1 protein-coding gene is annotated in these 905 nt (G+C 44.8%); it reads right to left on the minus strand.

Going from position 1 to position 905, the window contains the following annotated elements; all coding sequences use genetic code 11:
• A partial coding sequence (locus R7O13_RS25145; protein WP_318304978.1) for a 1-acyl-sn-glycerol-3-phosphate acyltransferase occupies window positions 1–905 on the minus strand: 905 nt, incomplete at both ends.

The following is a 905-nucleotide window of genomic DNA, read 5'->3' on the forward strand; positions in this document are numbered from 1 at the left end:
GCTTCTGTGATAATGCTTGAATCTTCACGACCTGCAGCAAGCAAGTTGATCGGATACAACTTATAGTTCTCGTGTATCTGACGGTCGATTTCATTCGCTAGCGATTCTGGCGTTTCAAACTCTTGCTCAATCACGTCACCAAATGCCACATGAACACGGCCTTTGTAACCAACAATGCCTTGGATGATGCTTTCGATATCTTCAAACTCGCCTTTTTCATAACGGCCGTTTTCTGCTTTCTCAAATAGCTCTTTTGCCTTAGCGATGTCACATGGATCGTTCTCGTAAGCAATCGAGACCGGCACAATTTTTAACGAGCGCATGTACTCGCCAAACGCGACCTTTTGCTTGCGACCTTCAACGTGGAACATTTTTAGGATCGCAGGATCTGTAAAGTCGTTACCGTCTTTTGCGCGCCCTTCTTTTTGAGCAATCCAAATAGAGTTACCCGTATCCAGCGAGTGTTTGATGTAGCCAGACAACTGTCCAAGCGCTTTCATCATCTCTCGTGGAGCGTTTGCAGAACGCTTAACAATAAAGCTCTTGTTCAAACGCATCAGCTCTGTCGCACACGGTTTTTTCAGCAAATTATCGCCGATTGCAATACGCACAGTGCGGTGACCACTTTGGTACAAACCGTAGTTAACTAAAGCGGGATCCATTGCGATATCGCGATGGTTAGACACGAATAAGTAGGAGGTGTTTTTATCCAGTTTGTCTAAACCAGAGAACGTGACGCCATCCGTTGTCTTATTCAACGTATCTTGAAGGTATTTTTTCACCTCGATTTGGATCGCTTCTACGGAGTCAAGTTTGCTCCACTTCGCTTTTAGGTAAATGCGAAGGAACGGACTCATGAGCGTTTTGAACCATTTCGCTTTGTTTTCAAAACGGTGATCGAGAAT

It is taken from the genome of Vibrio sp. Y176 (assembly GCF_033438945.1).